The following is a 22815-nucleotide window of genomic DNA, read 5'->3' on the forward strand; positions in this document are numbered from 1 at the left end:
AAATCACAATCACTTTGTGTGAAAAGGTAGAAGAATACAAAAGGAAGAGATAAAATGGGAAAACAAAGAATATTGAAAAAAATTTCTATTTTATTAAGCTCAATCATTTTTTTTAATGGGGCTGTAACAACGGCATTCAGTGCCTCATCTAAAGATATATTGGTAATGGCATGGAATATTGATTCAATTAGTAGTTTTGATCCAGCGCAAACTGTTGAGGTTGTGACGAGTGAGTTATTGACGAATATTTGCAGCGCGTTAGTGCAATATGATGAGCATGATCCTACAAAAATTCGCCCTGCTATGGCAAAATCTTGGGACGTTTTAGACAATGGCAAAAGAATAGTCTTTCATCTTCGTGATGATTTAAAGTTTAATGATGGAAGGATGGCTACAGCGCAAGATTTGGTATGGTCGATGCGACGGATTATTAAATTAGGATTAAGCTATGCTCAATCTTTAATGGATTATGGGTTTACCAAAAACAATATTGAAACAAATATTCAGGCTCTTGATGATAAGACTTTACAATTAAAATTAGATAAACCCTATCCTATTCAGCTCATATTGACTGTTATTGGACAATCTTATGCTTCTGCTTTGCTTGATCGGAAAACAATTGAAGCACAGAGTATTAACGGTGATATGGGGAATAAATATTTAGCAACACATACAGCTTGTGTTGGACCTTATAAATTGGTGAGCTGGTCTCCAGGAGATAAAGTTGTGTTAGAGGCGACACAACATTATTGGGGCGATGTGCCTAAAATTAAGCAGATTGTTGTGCAGCATGTAGCGGATTCATCAAGTCAAAGACTTCTTTTGGAAAAAGGTGATGTGGATATAGTGCGTGATCTTTCTTCAGAGGATATTTTAGATCTTGAAAAAAAAGGAGGCCCAGTCAAAATCAGTCGTGTTTTGCGTCCGCAGATTATTTACTTATCGTTAAATAATAAGAATGCAATTTTTGCGAATGAAAAGGTCAGATTGGCACTTCGTTATTTGGTTGATTATGAAGGTCTTGGAAAAACTGTTTTGAAAGGGATTGCTATTCCTCGGGCAACTTATATGTCTTTAGGTGTTCCAGGTGCTTTAGATGAAAAAGAAGGTTTGCCTTTTCAGTTGGATTTGAAAAAAGCAAAACAACTGATTACTGAAGCTGGTTATCCTAATGGGTTTAAAGCTAATCTTTTAGTTGGAAGCCTTAGTTATATGTCGTCTGTTGCACAGTCTATTCAAGCCAATGCACGCAAAATTGGTGTTGAGCTTACAATTGAAAAAATGGCACAAAATCAATTGTTGAGCCGTGTACGTGGTGGAAATTATGATACTGCTATTATGGGGTGGGGGAGTGCCGATCCTGATGGACATCCTGCTTCATTAAATCACGTGTTTAACCCTGATCCAACATTTACAAAAAAGCACAATATGTATTTAGCTTGGCGCGCTGGGTATTATGATGAAAATATTAATAACATGGTGATGGATGCTTTGTTTGAGAAAGACCCCAATAAGCGTATCATGCAATATCGTACTTTACAGCATTATGTGCTAGAGCATGGTCCTATGGTTTATTTATTTCAGACATATTATACCGTTGGTATGGGGCCTGATGTCAAAAAATGGATTTGGAACAGTTATAGACTTTATTACAATGAAGCAGAAAAATAAAAAGAAGCATGTTATAGAAAAGGATTGTAGAACATGCTTAATAAGAGATTGTTTTGTTATATAAAAAAGTATTTGCTTTATGTTTTGTCGCTACAGAGGGGATTTTTATAATGGTTTTGCCACTTTCAGAGACTGAAAGAGCTGTATCAGAAAAGCAGAAAAAATTATTTTTATGGGATTTTTTATGCAAAGGATTGAAACTTCTTATTTCAGTTTTTATCACATTGCTTGGGTTGGTGACGATCACTTTTTTTCTTGGTCATCTTCTTCCTCTAGATCCGGTTCTGTCTATTCTTGGTGATAATATCAGTCAGGAAGCTTATGATGCAATGTATTATAAGCTGGGTCTTGATAAGCCGTTGATTGTCCAATATTGGAAGTATCTTCATAATGTATTTTTGTTTGACTTTGGAGATGCTTTAACTTCTGGGCGACCTGTTCTAGCCGATATTATGCGTGTGTTTCCTGCAACATTAGAGCTTGCAACCGTTGCTATTGTTATTGGCACAAGTCTTGGAATTCCATTTGGTGTTTTTGCAGCAATGTATCGCGATTCATTTATTGATTATGTTGTCCGTGTTTTTACACTTGTAAGTTATTCTACTCCAACATTTTGGCTCGGATTAATGGCGTTGTTAATATTTTACGCCAAGCTTGGCTGGGTTGGTGGCCCAGGACGACTTGATTTTCTTTATGAATATTCTTTTGAACCAAAAACAGGATTTTTCCTTTGGGATACTGCAAGCCAAGGACAATGGGAGGCTTTTGGTAATGTTTTTAGTCACGTTATTATGCCTGCTTTGATCTTGGCTTTCGGTGCTATGGCTTATATTAGCCGTATGACTCGTGGGTTTATGATTGAGCAGCTTAATCAGGAATATATCATTACTGCACGTGTAAAGGGATTATCGTGGGCGCGAACCGTTTGGGGGCATGCCTTTCGAAATGCTGCTGTTCAAATTATTACCGTTGTTGCACTTTCTTATGCTTTTTTATTAGAAGGGGCTGTTTTAACGGAGACAGTTTTTGCTTGGCCTGGTTTTGGACATTACTTGACAAATGCTCTTTTAGCCGGAGATATGAATGCAGTTGTAGGATGTACTTTACTTGTAGGATTTATCTTTGTCGCCATTAATTTATTTTCTGATTTGCTTTATCGCATTTTTGATCCAAGGACACGTTGAATATGACAGTAAGTAATCATCATAAATCGCAATCATCATCTTCTTTGGGTAGTTGGTTAAACGATCCTGTTCCAAACTCCATAATTCAAGCGAACATACAAAGAATTTATCACGCACTGGCTAAGTTTTTTCATAACTTTTCGGCTGTATTCGGTCTGCTTATTATTTGTATTATTATCATATGTGCATTTTTTGCTCCTTGGATTGCTACGCATGATTTTCTTAGCAATGATCTGGGGCATCGGTTGCAGCCACCCTCTATGGCGCATTATTTTGGAACAGATGAATTGGGACGTGATATTTTTAGTCGCCTTGTTTTTGGTTCCCGTATTACTCTTTATGTTGTTTTTCTTACAACAGTTATTGTAGGTCCAATAGGGCTTATTGTTGGAACTGTATCTGGTTATATGGGCGGATGGGTTGATACTGTGCTCATGCGCATTGTCGATATTTTTCTTGCTTTTCCAGGTTTGATTTTAGCTCTTGCATTTTCAGCCGCATTGGGACCAGGGATTGAAAATGCTTCTATTGCAATTTCAATTGCAGCATGGCCACCAATTGCACGTTTAGCACGTGCTGAGACTTTGACAATACGTTCTTCTGATTATGTTTCTGTAGTTCGCCTGCAAGGGGCCTCTGCTTGGCGAATTATTTTGTTTCATGTTGCGCCCATGTGTATTCCTTCAGTGATTGTACGATTAACTTTGGATATGTCTGGAATTATTTTAACGGCTGCTGGTCTTGGTTTTTTAGGGTTGGGAGCTCAACTTCCAAGTCCTGAATGGGGTGCGATGCTTTCTTCAGGGCGGGAATTTATGATGACAAATTGGTGGTTGGCGGCAATACCAGGCTGTGCAATATTATTTGCAAGTCTTGCTTTCAACCTTTTAGGTGATGGTCTTCGTGATGTATTGGATCCACGCAATGGGTAATAAATTATTAGAAGTAGAAGATTTACGTATTTCTTTTCCTACAACGCGCGGCATTTCAGAAGTTGTGCGTGGTGTTAGTTTTTCTGTTGGAAAAGAAAAAATTGGAATTGTTGGTGAATCCGGATCTGGAAAATCGATGACTGGGCGCGCAATACTAAGGTTGAGTCCAAAAGCAGCCATTGTTAAAGCTAAAAAAATGCGCTTTGAGGATGTTGATTTATTGGCCGCAAGTGAACCTCAGATGCGAAAAATCCGTGGGAAACGTATTTCAATGATTTTACAGGATCCCAAATATTCACTTAATCCATTAATACGGATCGGGGAACAGATTATGGAGGCTTACCGTATTCATTACCGTGTTTCAAAAGCTGAAGCGAGGGAGCGCACCATATCTATGTTAGAATCTGTTCATATTCGTGATCCTGAACATGTGATGCGTCTCTTTCCTCATGAAATATCTGGGGGGATGGGGCAGCGCGTGATGATTGCAATGATGCTCATTCCAAAACCTGATTTAATTATTGCTGATGAGCCAACATCTGCACTTGATATTACGGTCAGGCGACAAGTTTTATCTGTATTAGATGAACTTGTGACAAAATCTGGAACGGGACTTATTTTCATTAGTCATGATTTAAATATGATTGCTGATTTTTGTGATCGTATTTTGGTGATGTATGCGGGCCGTGTCTTAGAAGAGTTGCCTGCTTCTGATTTGTCTCACGCTTGTCATCCTTATACAAAGGCGTTGCTCGCGAGTTTGCCACGGCTTGATAATCCAGTTGATATTTTGGCTGTTCCTGAGCGTGATCCTGATTGGTTGTATAATCCTACGATTGTTAATGGCGTTGAGGAGGTTCCTCATGACAAATTGTGAGAATATTATTGATATTTCTAATTTATCTGTAACTTTTGGGCACAGGCATAAGGCAGTAACAGTTGTTAAAAATGTTAATTTTCATATTAAGCGTGGTGAAGCTTATGGTTTGATTGGTGAATCCGGATGTGGAAAGTCAACTATTTTGAATACATTGGTGGGGCTTATTCCAGATTATAGTGGAAAATTCCTTTTTGCTGGACAAGAAGTTGAAAAGAAAAGAAGTAAGGATTTTTTACGCTGTATTCAAATGGTTTTTCAAGATCCTTATGCTTCGCTGCATCCAAGAAAAATGGTCCATACGGTTCTTTCTGAATCGCTCAAAATCCATGGAATGGATAATCAAAGAGAGCGGGTGGAGGATGCTTTAGATTCCGTTGGTTTAGATTCTTCATTTCTTTATCGTTATCCTCATGAGTTGTCTGGAGGGCAGCGTCAGCGTATTGCTCTTGCACGTGCTTTAATTATTGAGCCAGAGGTGTTGTTGCTTGATGAGCCAACGTCTGCATTGGATGTGTCGGTACAGGCTGAAATTTTAAACTTGTTGAAATCACTGCGCGTGAGAAAAAAGCTTACTTATTTAATGGTATCCCATGATCTTGCTGTTGTTGCACATATTTGTGAACGTGTTGGAATTATGCATAAAGGGATTATTCTTGAAGAGCTTAGCAATGATGAATTGCGTAATCTACATGCGCAACACGATTATACAAAGGAGTTTTTTGAAGCAAGTATAGAGCCTATTGTCCATAGAGAGCAAAGAGCATGATCAATTTTACAGAAGAGAAAATGCAATTTTATTTGTTTTGAAGTTTCTGGAGATGTTTGGCGGCATTGTTAAGAGGGAAGGGGATAATAGGATTTTTTCAGTATGAATTTTCTGGGCAGTGTTTGAGCTGTAATATTTTAAATCCTATTAGAACTTCCATTTTGAAATATATGAGTGACTTATAACATACATCCCTTTGTTTGATATTATTGCATTATTTTTTACTTATCATTTTATGTTCAAAAGTTTTATTTTGGGATTTTAAGCATTAAATTCGTGAGAAATAACAAAAGATAGTAATGTTGTATTTTCTAGAAAAGCTTCTCATTATTTTACAATATCATTTTGTTTTTGGTTGTTCTCTTTTTTACAGTTTTATTCTTTATAAAAAGAATTTTTTGTAAAAAACATCCAATGGTCAATGACTGTCTTCAAATATTTCGCTGTTCTCTATTTAAAAAAGCGCTTAAAAACAGCTTATAATAAACCAAAAAGGCAGCAATATGCTGCCTTTTTGTTAAATTGAATAGGCTATTTTTACAGTCTTGATTTAAAACTGATAGAGTATTCCTCCTGAAAAGCTTGTACCACTTATACCAGTTTTTTGAAGCTTTTGTTGATAGCTGACATCACCATGAAGGGAGAGGTTAGCGGACAATTATGCACTAATACCAAGCCCACCTTCAACGGAACTTCCCGAGGGGTCACATTTATAATACTTATCAATATGGAATGTCTGATCATCACCAAAGGTTTTGATTAAGTTTACTTTTCCATAGAAAGACATAGGACGACTGTTTTCAGTGGCAATGGTTTTTGTCAAACGTCCACCAACACGGGATTATCCATTGAGAAGGATTTTGCATCTTAATGGTCAGATTATCAGCATCTTTAATGGTATCAAACATCAAATGTTGATAGGCAAGCTGTGCCTGCGGTTCGAATGTTACGCCTTGGATACCTGTTGCAAATTGTTTGCTAACAGTTGTGGAGATCATCAACATTTTTGCATTTTTCAATTTTGTGGTTGTACTAATGAGGGCATTGGTGATCTTTCTCTTTAGGAATCCATAGGATAAACAGCGTATCAAGATAGAAACTACTTGTCATGTTGTATGGTTCCATAGGTTGTGAGTAACCATTTTTCCACAGTAGTCTTATTTGCATCTTGCATATCTTTTGGGGTGAAAGAGAGTTGCCCGTAGGTTCGGACAAGACCCAAATGTGTTGTAGATATTTTTCCCTTCTGCGCGACAAGGTTAATAGCTCCTTGTAGAACAGCATAGTGAAGATTAGCACTGCTATAACCATATCTACTAGAAGTACTTTATTCCAATGGCGCCTTTACGCTTATAGCAAAAAGTCATGATCCGTCATTGGGGCAAGTTGCTCTGGTTTTAAATGGTGAAGACGGTGTTTTCAAAAGTGGTGGCGCTTTTGTTTTAACCGCAGATGTTTTGGACAATGCCGGCAGTATTGGCTCAAGTGGTGATGGGGTTGCGCTCAATGTGAGCGCTGATCTGAGTAATAGTGGGCTGATTTATGCCAAGAAATCTGCCATTTTCTCCTTAGATGGGGATTTTATCAATAAGTTTGCCGATGTCATTGCTGAAGACAATCTCATCATCCGTGGTTTAAGTGGAGAGCGGGCTGGTCATGTCATCAATAGTTCGGGGCTTTTAGAAGCCGTGTCAGGCGATATGACCTTCGATGTCTCAGCGCTTACCAACATGCGTGAAGGTGGAGTTGAAGTTAGCGATAAAGTGGTTGGTCACAGTTACGTGCGAGGAGAATGGGAAAAAATCCCAAATGTTGATAAACACACAAAGATCAAGAAAAATATCGACACCACGATCATTCGTCAGCAGCCTCATTTTATCAATAATGCTGCCCAGATTTTGGTAGGGCGCGATTTAATCGAAACAACCAAGATTGTGACTAAAACACGCTACAGATATAAGCAATGTAGTATCACAAATCCAGGATGTATAGCGCACGATGCAAAAGAATGGGATGGTCCTACTTTTACCCAAACAACCGCCCGCACTTATGATACTGTTTACGGCACGATTGAAGCTGGTGGCACGCTTGATGCCAAGTTGACAGGCTATATTGACAATCATGCGGTGCGTGAGGGGGTTGAGCAAGTTGGCTTAAGCTCTGGCGATAAAGGTTTGGCTGGTGTTAAAAACACCGATTTTGACGGTTCCAAACCACTGATTAGTGATGATCGATTAGACGGTATTATCAATGGTTTGAAAGGGCACAAAGGGCTTTTTGCACCAAGCACAAAAACACCCGCACCAGAATCCATACAGGTGCCAACGCAAGACGGGCTTAGCTCTGTTAAGACAGAATTGGACCAGACCCAATCACCGGATGTGCCGTTTTTAGTTGAGACGCGACAGGACTTTATCAATCCAAGCAAATTTTTAGGATCGGACTATTACTTAAAAAAGATTGGCAATTATAAGCCTGAGAACGTGTTTAAAAGATTAGGGGATGCTTATTTTGAATATCGTCTGGTGGGTGAGCAAATCTTTGAGCTGACAGGCAATCGCACTCTTCTTGATGTTGAAGATCCCAATGCTCAAATGCAAAGGCTCTATGACAATGCTGTGGAGCAGCAAGATCCCTTGGGGTTAGTGCTAGGCAAGCCCTTAACGCCTCAGCAGATTGCTGGGATCAAAAAGGATATGATCTGGCTTGAGACCCACCCTGTCGACGGACAAGAGGTCTTGGTACCCCACGTTTATTTGGCACCAAACACTTCTTTAGCACAAGATGTTTATGGGGCAAAAACGCAGCAAGGAAACCTTGCCAGTGCACGTTTGAAAGGCAATGGCGTCACTATAGAGACGGACCGTCTTACCAATAGTGGCACCATATCAAGTAATGGTGCATTGCATGTTTCGACTACGCAAACTTTGTTCAATAATGGTGGTTTTTTGCTTGGCAGCGGTGCTGTAGATCTCAGCAGTGGCGATCTTTTAGCCAACTCGTCAGGTGTTATTCTGGGGGATATCATCACCCTCAATGCGAAGACAATCATTGATGGTACTGCAAAAATCCGTGACACGAATGAATATGGTTTTGTTGATCGCAGTGGGCAGCAGGCTCAAATCATTTCTATACAGGATTTAAACATTCACTCCCTTGGCGATTTAAGCATGACTGGTGGCCAATGGAGCAGTGGCGGTCCGATGACGGTGATTGTCGATGGTTCTGCTACGTTTGGTTCATTAGTGCTAGAGAGTGACCATAAGGAGACATTGGAAAAAGGGCATTATAACGCCCAAAGCAGTGAGCACCGTTTGACAGAAGTCAACAGTGATGGAGATTTGACCATTGTCACAGGTGGTGAACTTAACCTTGGGGGAAAGTTTAAAGCCAAGGGCAATGGAGATTTCACCAGTGGTGGCGCTCTCAACGCGATTTCAGAGCAAGATTTTAACAGTTTTGATTTGGATCTGAGGGGCAAAGAAGGCGACAAATCGAAGCAAAAGAATAAGTTTCGTCAACAATCAACAGAAGTTACTACAAACAAAACCACGATAGAAACAGAGGGCAACCTCTCCATGCATGCGCAAAATGGGGATCTCACGCTTGATGCGGCAGGGCTATCAAGTGGTGGTCAGACGCATTTGGCATCAGATACGGGAAAAATCAAGTTTCTGACCAACAAGGATCAAGATTTTAAGGATGTTTATCAGCGTAATGAAAACCTTGTGTGGTGGAGTGAGAGCGATAAAGGTTACCTTAAGGAGACCATCGAACATGTCACCATAGATGCTAAGGGTGGCATAAAGCTTGATGCGGGTGATGGCTTTGTTGTTGAGTATGAGGCAACTGGTGATTTAGACAAATCTCTTGAGCAATTATCTCGCTCCCCAGGCTTGGCATGGATTAAGCAACTGCGTGATGATCCAGAATTATCCAAGCAAGTGGATTGGCAAGCAGTTAAGGCTGAATTTAAAGACTGGGATTATAAAGCCCAAGGGCTGACAGAAGCCGGTGCGGCTCTCGTGGCATTGGCTGTCACGGCGGTTACGGGCGGAGCAGCCTCGGGTGCTGCCAGTGCCATTACCGGTGCTTTGGGGCTTGGCTCGAGCACCGCCATGAATGCGGCGATACAGGCAGGTGTCCAAGCGCTGATTAACAAAAGCGCTGTGGCTCTTGTCAATAATCGCGGCAATATTGCCGGTGCCTTGCATGAGCTTGGCTCTTCAAAGAATGTTCTCAGCATTGTCTCGTCGATGTTAACGGCGGGCTTAACCAGCCAAATAACGGAAATGGCAGGTGTTGGACAATCTTTGCCTAAAACCGCTCCTTTTGTCGATCGTATCGCCAGTGAAGCGGAAAAGAACCTGATCAAAGCCGCCATTGGCACAGGCGTTCAAACGGCTCTTGAGGGTGGCTCTCTTGACAAGAACTTTTTTAACAATCTGCGCATCGCCCTGTCTGATACGGTTGGCAAATCGTTGGCGGAAGAAATCGGTACCGCCAAGGCTGAAGGCAAAATAGACACGGTCACGCAGATCGTTGCCCACGCCGGTCTTGGCTGTTTAAAAGGCGCTGTTGCGAGTGGTGCTTGCACGGCCGGTGCTGTTGGCGGGGCTGTGGGTGAAGCCACTGCTATGCTCCAGTTTAAACTGTCGACCAAAAATTTTATACAAAAAGAAATAGCAGCATTGGATGGTCGTGTTCCAACGGCAGAAGAACAAGCGCGTATCAATGCAAAGATTGAAGCACAGTTTTCTGATTTTAATGATCATGCCATTGATATCGCGCGCATAGCGGGGGGCTTTGCTGCTGCCCTTGCTGGTGGTGATGTCAATACTGGCGCTGATGCCGCAGGTAATGCTGCCGAAAATAATTTTCTTCCTGCGGTAGCAGCTGCTGTAGCGTTCATTGTGTCGCTTACGCCACAAGAGTTGGCAGCTCTGTCTCTTTTTATGGCTGGTGGAGCAACTATTGTTCAATCTCCTAACAATAGAACCGCTATAGCTGATTTCCTTACCTATTGGTTTGCATCGAAAAATTCTGCAGAAGATAGCGAAAAAACAAATCAAAACTCACAAGAAGAAAAAAATAAAGATTCTCAGAAGGAAAGTAAAAATAAGAAAAAAAACGGAAACAATAAAGAACCACAAAACAATAATGATGGAAAGGGTAACATACTTGAACAAGTCAGGAAGCATCATGATAAAAAACGCGATGAGAAAAAACAAGAATTAAAGGATGAAGGATGTATAGTATGCGAGACAGAAATAGTATTCAAAACTAAGACGGATAAGGGGGTAGTAAAATCTCGTGCGGATATTGTTTATATAGAGAATGGTAAAATAAAAATTGGCGAGGTAAAAACGGGGAAGAATTCTAAATTAAGTGAACAACAAAAGATTTTAAAAGAGGCATATAAAGAAGGAAATGCTGAGTCCACAAAAGGAAAATTTATAAAATTTTTTAAAGAGAACAAAGAGTTCTTAGAGAAATATCAAGAATCGTTCAAAGATTTTAAAGGAAGTGATAAAGAATTAAACGAGGCTAGTAAAGAATAGATTAAAGGACAATTGAATAATAAGTTAGACAAAACTGACGTTAACGTTTTTCATTATCCAGGACTTTTTGAATGAAAGTGAATAGCGATGCGAACTAAAGACGTGACAGAGATTTTAAAAACGCTTGGCTGGGAGACGAAAGATCAACTATTATTTACAGTGGTAGAACAGTATTAGCGTGAATAAACTGCGACTTATGGAGAATAATCTATGAACTTTTCGTTAAAAAAAATACATCGCCCTGATATTATTTATGTGGAGAAAGGTGTATTAAAAGTTATTGATATAAAAACTGGTAATTTTCAATTAACAGAATGTCAAAAAGATTTTGAAATAGCGTATAAAACAGGAGATGCAAAACCTTTTGGGAAAATTATGAAACGCTATCTGGGCGAAAATAAGGAACAGCTTAATAAATACCAAGAAGATTTGAAAAAATTTGAAGGAGATGCAGAGCTTCTGAAAGAGTTTAGAGACAATTGGAGTGAAAATCAAATAAACAAAGAGTGGAATAGAATAATTCCTTATACAGTTAGCTGTTATCCGGCGGTTGGAGAAGAGTGAAACATTATGCAAACTAAAGATGCAGCAGAAATATTAAAAAGTCTGGGCTGTGAGCTCTATCGTGATGAAGTAGGCGATACATTTGCCTATTATTATCTTCCGGATCGCATTGTGGATTTGAGCTATGGTGTGAAACATGAAACGGATGGTGAAAAATTTTGGTTATTAGCTAGCCTCACAACTGCTTCTTATAGTCTTGCTTGTGAATATTCTAGGGGGCAAAAGTCACGGTATGGATATATACTCTATCCAGAAATAGGTGATTTCGGGGTTACGGTACCGGATCTTTCAGAAAGTCATATTGAATCTGCTTTAAACAAAGTCATTACTTGGGCGCAAGCACAAGATATTGAAAAAAAATTACATGAAGAAGCTGCTAATCATTCTCTTGTTGCAAAGGCTCTTCTCGGCGAGATAGAAGCTTTAAGGAGTTATGAGTCTACGCCCAAAATAAACGTATCAGAATTTTCTGATTATAAAATAATGACGTGGAATGAACGCTTGCTTCTTTTTGCACAGGTCTATAAAAATGGGGAATTAGACGATATTCTAACGCGCAAGAAGCCAAAACAGCGCTCGATAAATCTCATCGCAGCAAGTCGCATCCTCAAAACGCGAGGATGGATTGCTATGGAACCTGAGAGAATGTTTCTCTCTTTGCCAGACCGTTTTATTCAATTTGATTTTGGCTTTATACGTCTTCATGATAATTACAATGTTCGTCTTGAAGCTGAAATATCTAATGAAGAGATTTCTGTAGCTTGCAAATATATTCACTATAGGAGAGAATATAATTGGATACGACCTACGGATATTTATAAGTCTTTTAACACGATTGGAGGAGGTTTTTTTAGTGGTTTTGGCAAGGAAATTGATATTTGTGTAGAGGAATTGAATGAGCAAGAGTTAACAAAAATCTCTGAGCGGATAATACAGTGGGCACGCGCCCAAGATTTACAAGCATCAATAGAAAGCAAAACACGTGTTCAAAAGTATAGCTACAATATAGATATAGTCTGGCATTTGGCTTGTTTAGCGTTGACAGGTCGAATTGATATCCTGAAATCTTATAAAAATTTTCTAGAAGCTGGTACGATTTCTGAACATTTGGATGATGATGAAGTAGAAAAATATGTTAACCATGCCGTTGAATTTGCTGAAGAACATCTGAAAATCCTTAATGAGCGAGAAGCAGCAGAAGCACATCTTGGTCCGAAAGCTTTGATTACTTTCAATAAGGTTGCTGAGCAATTAAAAGAAATGGGTTGGACAGTTTATCGTGATAAAAACTATGATCGTAATACCTATTTTATCAGTAAACACCGTATCATCAATATAATGTACAGTCTTCAAAGTGATGAAGAAGAGCCAATTGTTGCATTTAAGGCTTCCCTTTCAACACTTGGCTTTTCCACTGCTCATAGAGAGATTTTCTATAATATGCCTCAATATATAGCCCTCAAAGAAGCAGAAGAAGTTTATACAGTTTCTAGTACTGAATTGGATAGAGGCAAGCTAAAGGAGATTTGTACAGATATACTTGAATGGGCAGATCGGCAAAATGTCAATCAAATCATTTATGATTATGCGGCTTTTTCCCCAGACAGTGAACTTGATCTTGTAGCGCGTCACCTTATTGCGCTTGTTTTGATTGGGGATGTTGAAAAGCTCAAATCTTATAAGGAGAATTTTAGAAAGGGAAATTCTTTAGGTTTTGTGGAAGAAATCTCAAAATATAGAATTGATAATCTCCTCACTCTTGCACGGGGTTATCGAGCAGGTTTTCCGAAAAATGCACCGATTTTGAGCTTGGATCCGCAAATAGCATCTGTTGCTTCTAAAACAACTTCTGTTGAAGTGGCAGAGGAAGTGGACGACAATGATGATCGTCTCACCATGGAAAGTGCTCATGCACTTTTGAAAAGCTTAGGTTGGTCAACCGAGAAAATCAATGAGAATGATCATATGGCAAGCTATCAATTGGCTGATCGTGAAGTAGACATTCTTTATAACGACGAAATTGCCAAAGATTGTCCGCAATTTGATAGCGCCTTTTTGATTAGCACGGGCATTCTTTCCGCTGCTTGTAAATTCATTGATCCTACCTACACGGAAGATATTCCAGATATACAGCTTAATTTTGAAGCCAAGGGATTGGAAATCTTTGAACCAGAGGTCACTACGGATCGTTTAACACAGGCGCTTGATGATGCGCTAGAATGGGCGGTAACAGACATTGACCTTTCTAAAAGGCTACGCTTTGATTATGGCACTTCTCCTTGGCAACGGGATGCAACGTCTAAAGCAGATGATACGGATTATGCTTTACTTCATCTTGGCGCTCTTGCTTTATTGGGTGATGTTGAGACCTTACAATCTTATCAGAAAAGCTTTACGGCAGGTGATCACCTAGGCTTTGACGAAAGCATCAACAAAACCCACCTTGAACGTGCATTAGCTTTAGCCAAAGAAGTAGCAAAGGTGAAGCAAGTGAGCTACGCTTTGATTGAACGGGTAGCAAAAGATTTTGATGATCACTCAGAGCTTTCTAGCGAGGAATAACCTCGCTCTTGGAAGGAGAGTTTATTTAAGTCTATTTAGAACAAAGAATAAATTGATTATTTTGAAAAAATCGAGGGGATTATGAATCATGAAATGGATAAAGAAAAAAAGTATGGGGGCAGCTGAGCCGGTGGAATTTAAAAGTCAAAAAGTTTATCAGGAAGATGAACTGTTTGAGCCCGAAACAGTTTCTTCTTGGAAAGAAGAAGGACAGATAGTAACGGGTACAAATGTGGAAAGAATGGTATCAGGAAGAGCACCTATTGGAGTCGATTTTAGACCTATTATGTTACATCCTGTGACACAAGAACAAGATAGTCCTCTCGTTGAGGTTCTCTACTCATTTTATCAAGGCAGGAGTTTGGTTGCTCCTATGAATCCAAAGACAAATTTTATCAGAAAAGTTATTTGTTGGATTTCAAAAAAAATTCCTAAGTAGGAAAAAAGAAAGAGTAATTATTGCAAATATTGAAATAATATCCCTAAAAGGCGCTCTCTAAACTTTAATGATCACCTCCTTTAATTCCATCATATATTGTAAATGCGAGATGATTGTACAGAGACAGATGAGAAAAGAGCTCCGTCAAGAACATATCTCTTATGATTTTATCAATCTCATCTCAATTCCATTGGCTATAGTAGAAAAAGATTGATCATTAGGAACACTCATTATGAGTAAAAACACGCTGTGACTTATGGAGAAAAATTTATGAAAAGTTATACTTTATCAGATGTTGCACAATATGTTGATATGCATAGTCATGTTATTAATTTTGGTACTCAAGATAATGCCCCTGATGATGTACGGATTAAAACAGCTGAGAACACTCTTGGTTTACAATTTACCTCTTCCTATAAGAATTTTTTAAAAAATTATGGAGGAGGAGAAATTGGAGGTGAAGAAATATTCAGTATTTATGAAATCTGCGCAGGTATTCCTGCTGGTGATATTGTTTACCGAAACTTACTCGATAGAAGAGATGGCTTTACGGACCCCAAACAACTTGTTATCTGCACAACTGATTTTGGTGAAACCTTTTATTTTGATTATACACAGTTTCGGGATGGTGAATGCCCACTCTATCTCAAGTATACATCTGAAGATTCCGAATATTACGCAAGTAATTTTTATGAATTTCTCTGCAAAAGAATTAAAGAGTATGTAGGGGAAGATTCATGAAAACCTATACCTTAGATGATGTTATACAACTAGTTGATAAATAGGATAATTGCGATTTATGAAAACATCTCAATAGAAACTGATCATTATAGAGATGAGCAAAATACCTTTTAATAGACCGTGTCAGTGTTGTCAGTTCTTTTTAGACCCTATATTATTTTTTTAATGATAAAAAAATTAAAACATTATATTTCAATAGGTTAGTGTTTTAAAAACATAACTCATATCAAGAGTACAACCTTTAAAGATAACCATGATGTGAATTGATTAAAACTTGTCAGTTATGTGTCAGTAAATTGAACTGACAAAATAGATTATTTTAGTGAGTGATTAAAATGTGCTTTATGATAAAGTATGTGATCCTTTAAAGCCTTTCAAAAGATAGCTTGTAATTCATAAGAAGTACTATCAAGACCATTATGGTTATGAGTTTTGAGTATTTTGAGGGTTCCTTTTACCCCCCCCTTTACATATTTTTCAATAAAAAATAAAAGTCATTATATTTCAATATATTATTTTTTATCAATTTTTCAAAAAACAACCTATATCAATAATACAACCTATAAATTCAACTAATGATGTATGTTTTGTAAGGGTTTTGAGGGTTTAAGAAACATTCAAAACCTATAAGTAATATAAGAAAATGAATATACATAACCCTCTTTAAACAAAGCTTTTGATAACAATAAAGCTATCATTTTAGATTACGATATAACATCTTAAAGGCAATGTAAAAGAAGCGTATTCACTTTAAGATGGGATTTCTTAAAAGTCTTAAAGCAATCAAAATAAGAGTATTTAATAGTGCAAGTTTCTTCTTTTTAGAATAACGCATATAAACACTCCTTTTAAAGATTATATGTAAGCAATTTATAAAAGGGATATAATAACCTATAGGTATAAGACCTTATACCCCTTGTGAGTTTATTATACTCATCATGTGAGCATGCATTATAAGTTATTCAGTTTCTCTAATTTCTAGTTTTGGTAGGTTCTTAACGATTTTCATTGTCTCTAAACTTATGGTAATAACCCTCTGAAATAACTCTAGAGGGTAGGCAGGGTTGCCAATGGTTTCAACAGCATAGTGATTGGCATCATTGACAATACCACTCTTTTTATCAGTCTTTACGCATTGACGCCCCATAACCCATTCAAGAGCAGGTTTGCCATTGACGATATACTCATAAGTTTCAAGAGGGATATCTGTTATTGTGATATTGCTGTTATATATAACTGTTTATTTATCTTTCTCTTTACCTACTTTTGCGAATTTCATTTCTGTAACGTAATAGAGTTTCTCAGAATTAGAGATCTCTGTTTGTTTTGGATTACCCTTTTTAAATGTGACTGGATAAGGCTCTACATCTTCATAGTTTACATGCAAATGACCCAGTTTACGCCCTGCTGTTACAAACTTCCAAAAATCATTAGCACTCTTTACGCAAGGGATACGAGGCAATTCTTTAGAGAGGTTATCAGCATAACGAGTACGGTAATCTTCCGAAGTAGACCGTAAACGTAATAGAATAGATCATCTTTTGTTATGGTCTCATTAGGATAAGCAGCTTTAAAATATGTTAGCCCTTCATCCGTAATGGCATCACGCTTCTGTAAACCAGCATTGATGCTTTTTTCTATAGAATTGGTAAATAAATGAGTTTGTTTCTTGTTTCTATCTTTTGAGACCGTAGTGTCTTCGTAAATATAGCGTGGAAAGCATTGCCCCGTATCTATTGCATGAAAATCAGGTAGATCTCTAGTCATAATAACAGAAAATCCACTTCTTGCTCCTATAGCAGAAACTTGTATCACTGTATTTTTGATCATTTTTTCTACAGGAAAGATACGAGGCATTTGATAAATTGCTTCATTAAAAATGCGATTATAATAAAGCCACTGTCGTGTAAAAGGACGATATAAACTTTGAACAAAACCATCTTCTTCAAATTTTAAAATATTACCTCTTGCTAATTGTTTTTTATATTCAAACTCCAACTTATCTTGCTTGTATCTGAATTAACAAAATTATCTACAGCCTTTGTACGTGATTTACTGTCAGTGTGCGCATAAGCATTATTAAAACGTTCTGCTTCACTGTTATAGAAGGCAATCATGTTACTCATATTTTTCGCTAAAATTGCACGACTTGAATTGTATGCCCAAAGATCACGACTTGTCATAATACCACGAGAAAACGTTTCAAACAGTTTTTTGTCATGCCCTTTCTTAACACCCAAGGCTAGAAATGTTTCAAAACTGTTATCACGTTGATTTATCCAATCCCCATGTTCATCCGGTGTAATTACTTTCCAACCGTTTTCACATGTAATACCACCAATACTACCAAAATATTGAAGCCTCTTAAGTTTTTTTTCGGTAGAAAGATTATCTCCAATATCATGATAGTAAATTTTACAATCTCCAGAAGCATTGGGATTTTTGATAAATAGCGTTACCGCAATACCCGTCATACTACCATTGCCGAAAATATTTTCACCTTCTTGAGCAACTCCATTGCTTAACATATTCTTGCGAAGATCCCCTCGTAAATTAAGTACATAAATGCTCGTAAATCTTTGGCTAAAGATTTTCGTAAACTGTTCATTGTCGATTTTTCTGCGTAACCAGAGCCAGAAACAAAGCCGATTACCCCAGCATTATCAATACGGTCACTAGCCCAGCGTATAGCACGAATATAACTGTCATAAAAATTTCGCGTATTCATTGATTTAGATTGAGAAGCATAAGTCTCACTGATCCGTTTATCTAAAATAGGATAAGGAGTATTCTTCGCACTGTCATTGGCATTTTTTTGTCCCACTGAATAAGGAGGATTGCCAAAGATAACTTTGATATTTAGATTTTTCTGGAGTTCCCAATATTCACTGTTTTCTTTAAATAATTCTTGTAACAAATCTTTCTTTTCAAGCATTCGAAACGTATCAGCCAAACCAATATGCTTAAAAGGAATATACCCACCTTTCATAAGACTATGATAAGTCGATTCAATGTTAATGGCTGCTATGTAATAGGCGAGCAAGACAATCTCGTTGGCATGGATATCATGACGGAATTTATATTCCATGTCCTCTGGTTTGATCAGTTTAGATTGTAAAAGCCTTGTGATAAAGGTACCTGTTCCAGTGAAAGGGTCGAGAATGGAGACTCCTCGTGACCCCAAGCTTTTTCCAAACTCATTACGCAACACATCATCAACAGAATGAATGATAAAAGCACAGTTAAGATGAGAGAGCGTTCGACCAGAGTTAAAACGTTTCCATTGATAACCCAGGAGTAAATACTCCACGGAATAAAAGAGATTATTATGTTAAACATGGCGCATCCTCCTTTTTATATTTGATAGAAAACTTACCGCAAGTGCTTCGTTTTTTAGTTTCCGTATGAATATAAAAAACGCCACTCGGTTCACACTCTGTATCCTGTTTAATGGTCAACTGATAGGTATCTCTCGGATAAACTGCTTCAATGAACTTTACTTTTTTCAGCGCAACAGATGCGATATTTTTCGCCCTACCCTGCGTGGCCAAAGCCAGAACCATCTCAATCAATAGTGAACCAGGACATACGGCGTGGGAGGGGAAATGTTCCTCAAAAAGCGGGTGATGCGCATTAAAGGAAAAAGTACAAGAATCTCCGGTTACGGAAGAAATCTTACATAAATCGCCTAGTAATGGAAGAGCGGCTTTCTCAGAACACGAGCTAAAGAAGCAGACCTTACTGACCATGATGATTGCCTGCGCAATAACGGCCTTTCCATTGTCATATGTGCTAGCCTTACAGTGAATACGGTAGGCCTCATTAATGCGTTCAATATGTCCTTCAACGCATAACCGATCGCTATCAAAATGGGTGGTAGAGAAAAACTGTTCAACCATGACAGGGAGATAGCGATAAGTGAGATCCGAGTTTTTAGCCACCACGGTGGCGAATCGAACTGAAAACTGATGCAAGGCTTCGAGTAACAAGCCCTGTTTCAAATAGTTATGGGCTAAATTCCAGTGAGAAATATTGATTTGCCCGCAAGCACGCATCGGTGCGGTTAAGGTGATACTCTGACATATACTCAAGAAATTTGGCTCGGTGCGATGCTTTATAGCCATAATTTGGGGACTTTTTTATATTTTTTTCTTAAATCCTTTGATGATAAACCGAAGGAATGAGCACTAAACCGCGCTTGATAGTGCGCGAGAAGTATCGGCATACGACAAACGAAAAAAGCCAACAATCCCAGCTCAGGAGAAGCCCGATGTTTGCTCATGATGCTTGCAATTAGAAAATCGACATTGGGTTGCAGTCCTGTATTGTCCGAAATAGATCGCGCAAGCGAACTGAAGGGGCGCATAGGCATCTGAAAGCGTGAAAAAAAGAAATCAACTCGGACATCCCGTTGCATAATCGGGTGACCAAACCCTAGCCAGGGGTTGTCTTTGCAATAATGCGTTACCGCCGGCCTCAAGATTCCCGGCTTCAATCTCATGGAGGACACTAGAAAGTCGCATGATAGCATATTTGCAGGCTCCCATATGCGCCGGGGCCAGTGGCACAAAACTCACCGATTAGTGCAGAAATGACGTCGCTCTTGGTACTGGCAATAAATCTTATCGTGGTGGTTGTGGGTGTCACAATACCAAACCCGCCCAGCAGTAGAGACATGCACCGGCAAAGCATATCAATATCCCAGTCGGAAGAAGCTTCCTTGCTAGTTAATGCTAACCAAAAAGCACGCTCAAAGGTATTGCAATTTTCGATCTCCGGCGAATCGGAAAACTGTTGGGAAGAGCGCGCCAATGCAATAATCCACGGCATCAGCAAGATAATTTTAAGACAACCACCGTCGCTTACGGGAGCCATGACCTTACCCTGAGCCGCCGAAACCTCAACTTGCGATAATAACATCATAAAGCGCTGCGTTAAACTCAAAGATGGCAATGCATTGATCAGTTGATGCATCGCCTGCAGTTTGGCTGTAGGGTTCGTCTTTTGCAGTTCGGCGCTAGCATTCTGAATCAGCCGATCCATCTGTTCTTCATTAAGAAGGTTGCCGGTCAGTGCAAACCATGCGTTCTGCAAATAAAGGTTTTCATCGGCAATATCAATCAAATTACATCCACGAATAAACAATACGTTATTATTTAAATCATAATTATCAATAACATCATCTGACATGATTTACTCCTGCTGCTCCGGTGACACGCTATAAAACCTGATGTTGACATTTATCGTATGCGAATTCCCTGATACAATTTCATTACACAAATTATCAAGTTGCATTACAGGACTCCCTTGCGTCATAAACTAGCAGGCATTTCCCTCTGGATGAGAAAAGCAAATCGCTATATTCGACGAGGGTGAGATTAATACGCCCGCGCTTTTTCATATAGGCTTCATAAATATCCGGCAAATGATAGATTTCCTCAGTTAGTTCGGACAAATCAAGGTTGTGAAATACTTCGCAGCAGATTTTAATATCCATAATCTCTTGTCTATCCGCGGATAAAGACAATACAATTTGAACAATCACATCGGGCAATCTTCGATTAATAATTTTGAATATTTTTTCATGGCTAATCAAATTTCCCATGAAATTAAAATCAACAGCATTGCGTTTAATACCTTCAAAATAGAGGTCACCATTTTCAACGGATAATGTGCCCATATCGCCCACGGAATATCTGATAAGTTTGCGCGAGACATCGGGATCCAGCGATGTCACTAGCAGCCCTCTCTTATCTTCATATTCAAAGAAGAAATCATCGCTGAAGAGCAGGTACCGATTAAGCCGCCCTTCGGAGGACATACCAATGAAACCGCACTCCGACAAACCATATAAACCAATTATCCGCAGATCGGCGCCCAGCATCTCGCGCAGATAGTTTTCATGCACACCCAGCATCGATTCACCGGTAAAGAGCACTTTTTTAATTGCCAGTGGAACCCCAAGGCTGAGCATAGCTTCAACGAACTGAACGATGGTGCTGGGCACGCCAAACAGTACCGAGAGCCGTATTTCAGCCAGAAACTCGAAATGACTCTTCAGCAGCAGGGCATATCGCCAACCGGCACGACATGTGCACGGCAATGTTTTACAATTTCACACGCCAAGTAGTGTAAAGATGAAAACAGATTAATCGTAAACAGGTTGCCAACAACATCCCCTGGGGAAAAAAATTGCCGCGCGCGCAGGTTACGAATTAAATTATGCTCTGATGAGCTGACCGCTTCCTTACTGGATTTTAGACGAACGCTGACCATTTTCATCGCCCCGGTGGTGCCGCTTGTAGCACCAAGCAGCATGGGTAAGTGTTCAGCCGCAGAGTCCAGTTGAGTCAAAGAACCACTATCACCAGTGGTCGAATAAACGCGTGTACTTATCCTAACCGAATCGCGAAAAGCAATGTAATCGAGTGCATGGCAGCCAGTTATTGCCGTTATACGTGGTTGCATTTTTGCATACATTTCAGCACAGAAATAATCCATGATAACTCAGACCTTTTTAATGAAAATTTCACAGCCCAGAGCTGCTAGACCTTCTCCACGTCTCACTGTCCAGCTCATCTCACTAAGATCGCAGCCATATAAAAAATCGGTGATACCGGCTAATGTAAATTTTTCTTCTGTGGACATAGCTGCCACACCGCATTCACGACGTGATTGGTTAAAAACACCCAGTGCTGTTTCTTCTGCATCAGCTAGGGGTTCATGGATGATAATACGACCGCCGCGATCTAAAACACGGCACAACTCCTGTAATCCTTTTTTAGGTTCAGCCCAGTGATGAATTACGGAACGGGCATAAATCATTGAAAAGGAGTTCCCGGGAAACGGTAAATTGCTGACGATGGCTTCAATGATGTTGAATGCATGCTGGTATTTTAACTCGGTACATTTTTTAACACAAAACTGAACCATACGGGGATCAATATCAACCCCGTAAAAGAAATAGTCTGTGAGTTTTTGGGAGCGGTAAAGCTTGAAAAGCATGTGGCCAGTTCCCATGCCAATATCGAGAATTTTTTTCTTCGCAGAAGTAACACCAGATGCTTCTTCCAGAATTCTTTCCATCAAATACGCATTCCACGGTGATGTACCTTCAATAGCATACCTTTCATAGTGCTCAGGGGTGATATTCACCAGTAAATCATTCATCACATATTCCTCTAAATGAAGCTAGTTATGGCATTGCCATAAACTCGTTAAAAACTAACTGGGTATAGAAACGGTTATGTCCTCATATAAGAGGTCATCTAAAATAATTGATTGCAAATATGCATCCAGCAAAACAACGGTTATCACAGATTGACAAAGATAATAGCAGTTACAAATAAACGTCATCCCTTTAAACGCAAATATATTCCCAACGTACCGAAAAACACATCGTGTCCTGTCATGTTCAACTAAAAAATAATCATTTATATCAAAAATGCACGCCGAGATGGCGCATAATGCCTTATACAAGCTCTCCATGCAGCTAAATATTGTGGTGCATAGACG

At 39.0% G+C, this 22815-nt stretch carries 15 protein-coding genes and 3 pseudogenes; 10 read left to right on the forward strand and 8 right to left on the reverse strand.

What is annotated here, in order from left to right:
• Nucleotides 1-54: 54 nt before the first annotated feature.
• The 5 genes from ACFINR_RS05315 (at nt 55) to ACFINR_RS05335 (ending at nt 5433) form a co-directional block, all read left to right on the forward strand.
• Nucleotides 55-1671, forward strand: coding sequence for an ABC transporter substrate-binding protein (locus tag ACFINR_RS05315; protein WP_375612275.1), 1617 nt, complete (start codon nt 55-57; stop codon nt 1669-1671).
• Between the two features lie 110 nt (nt 1672-1781).
• Nucleotides 1782-2855 carry an ABC transporter permease gene (locus ACFINR_RS05320; RefSeq protein WP_375613823.1) on the forward strand — a complete coding sequence of 358 codons (1074 nt, stop codon included), beginning with the start codon at nt 1782-1784 and terminating at the stop codon, nt 2853-2855.
• Nucleotides 2856-2857: 2 nt separating this feature from the next.
• Entirely contained in the window at nt 2858-3787 is a 930-nt protein-coding gene (locus tag ACFINR_RS05325; protein ID WP_273790732.1) for an ABC transporter permease, read from the forward strand.
• Entirely contained in the window at nt 3780-4664 is an 885-nt protein-coding gene (locus ACFINR_RS05330) for an ABC transporter ATP-binding protein (RefSeq protein ID WP_273790733.1), read from the forward strand. Before ACFINR_RS05325 ends, ACFINR_RS05330 begins: the two co-directional genes overlap by 8 nt.
• Nucleotides 4651-5433 carry an ABC transporter ATP-binding protein gene (locus ACFINR_RS05335; RefSeq protein ID WP_375652957.1) on the forward strand — a complete coding sequence of 261 codons (783 nt, stop codon included), beginning with the start codon at nt 4651-4653 and terminating at the stop codon, nt 5431-5433. The genes ACFINR_RS05330 and ACFINR_RS05335 overlap by 14 nt, the downstream gene beginning before the upstream one ends.
• A 550-nt stretch (nt 5434-5983) precedes the next feature.
• Here the strand turns inward: ACFINR_RS05335 and ACFINR_RS05340 are convergent.
• Nucleotides 5984-6748, reverse strand: a pseudogene (locus ACFINR_RS05340) (autotransporter outer membrane beta-barrel domain-containing protein); the annotation flags it as partial.
• A gap of 25 nt (nt 6749-6773) precedes the next feature.
• Between ACFINR_RS05340 and ACFINR_RS05345 the strand changes: the two are divergent.
• From ACFINR_RS05345 to ACFINR_RS05365, 5 genes and pseudogenes are all read left to right on the forward strand, one after another.
• Nucleotides 6774-10994: pseudogene (locus ACFINR_RS05345) on the forward strand (DUF637 domain-containing protein); the annotation flags it as partial.
• A 210-nt stretch (nt 10995-11204) separates the two neighbouring features.
• Nucleotides 11205-11558, forward strand: coding sequence for a hypothetical protein (locus ACFINR_RS05350; protein ID WP_183194745.1), 354 nt, complete (start codon nt 11205-11207; stop codon nt 11556-11558).
• A gap of 6 nt (nt 11559-11564) precedes the next feature.
• Nucleotides 11565-14120, forward strand: coding sequence for a DUF6990 domain-containing protein (locus ACFINR_RS05355; protein ID WP_375652961.1), 2556 nt, complete (start codon nt 11565-11567; stop codon nt 14118-14120).
• A gap of 88 nt (nt 14121-14208) precedes the next feature.
• A complete protein-coding gene (locus tag ACFINR_RS05360) occupies nt 14209-14559 on the forward strand; it encodes an HNH/ENDO VII family nuclease (RefSeq protein ID WP_375618707.1) in 351 nt (116 codons plus the stop codon).
• Between the two features lie 270 nt (nt 14560-14829).
• The gene (locus tag ACFINR_RS05365) at nt 14830-15300 is read left to right on the forward strand and encodes an SMI1/KNR4 family protein (RefSeq protein WP_375638561.1); all 471 of its coding nucleotides are present in this window, start codon (nt 14830-14832) and stop codon (nt 15298-15300) included.
• A gap of 958 nt (nt 15301-16258) precedes the next feature.
• On the opposite strand, the pseudogene ACFINR_RS05370 reads toward ACFINR_RS05365, so the two are convergent.
• The 7 genes and pseudogenes from ACFINR_RS05370 to ACFINR_RS05400 all read right to left on the reverse strand — a co-directional run.
• Nucleotides 16259-18535 (reverse strand): annotated as a pseudogene (locus ACFINR_RS05370) (type ISP restriction/modification enzyme); the annotation flags it as partial.
• A 91-nt stretch (nt 18536-18626) separates the two neighbouring features.
• Entirely contained in the window at nt 18627-19424 is a 798-nt protein-coding gene (locus tag ACFINR_RS05375) for a beta-hydroxyacyl-ACP dehydratase (RefSeq protein WP_375652965.1), read from the reverse strand.
• Nucleotides 19415-19717 (reverse strand): hypothetical protein, encoded by a 303-nt coding sequence (locus tag ACFINR_RS05380; protein WP_375652970.1) that lies wholly within the window; start codon nt 19715-19717, stop codon nt 19415-19417. Before ACFINR_RS05380 ends, ACFINR_RS05375 begins: the two co-directional genes overlap by 10 nt.
• A gap of 92 nt (nt 19718-19809) precedes the next feature.
• Nucleotides 19810-20490: a citrate/2-methylcitrate synthase gene (locus ACFINR_RS05385; RefSeq protein ID WP_375652974.1), complete on the reverse strand. Its 681-nt coding sequence runs from the start codon at nt 20488-20490 to the stop codon at nt 19810-19812.
• A 94-nt stretch (nt 20491-20584) separates the two neighbouring features.
• Complete coding sequence (locus ACFINR_RS05390) at nt 20585-21307, reverse strand: hypothetical protein (protein WP_375652978.1); 723 nt, start codon at nt 21305-21307, stop codon at nt 20585-20587.
• A 50-nt stretch (nt 21308-21357) separates the two neighbouring features.
• A complete protein-coding gene (locus tag ACFINR_RS05395) occupies nt 21358-21801 on the reverse strand; it encodes a hypothetical protein (RefSeq protein ID WP_375652982.1) in 444 nt (147 codons plus the stop codon).
• 6 nt (nt 21802-21807) lie between these two features.
• Complete coding sequence (locus ACFINR_RS05400) at nt 21808-22470, reverse strand: methyltransferase domain-containing protein (protein WP_375652987.1); 663 nt, start codon at nt 22468-22470, stop codon at nt 21808-21810.
• Nucleotides 22471-22815: the final 345 nt, after the last annotated feature.

Origin of the sequence: Bartonella sp. AP19HLJMH (genome assembly GCF_042196245.1) — a bacterium.
Classification (GTDB): Bacteria; Pseudomonadota; Alphaproteobacteria; order Rhizobiales; family Rhizobiaceae; genus Bartonella.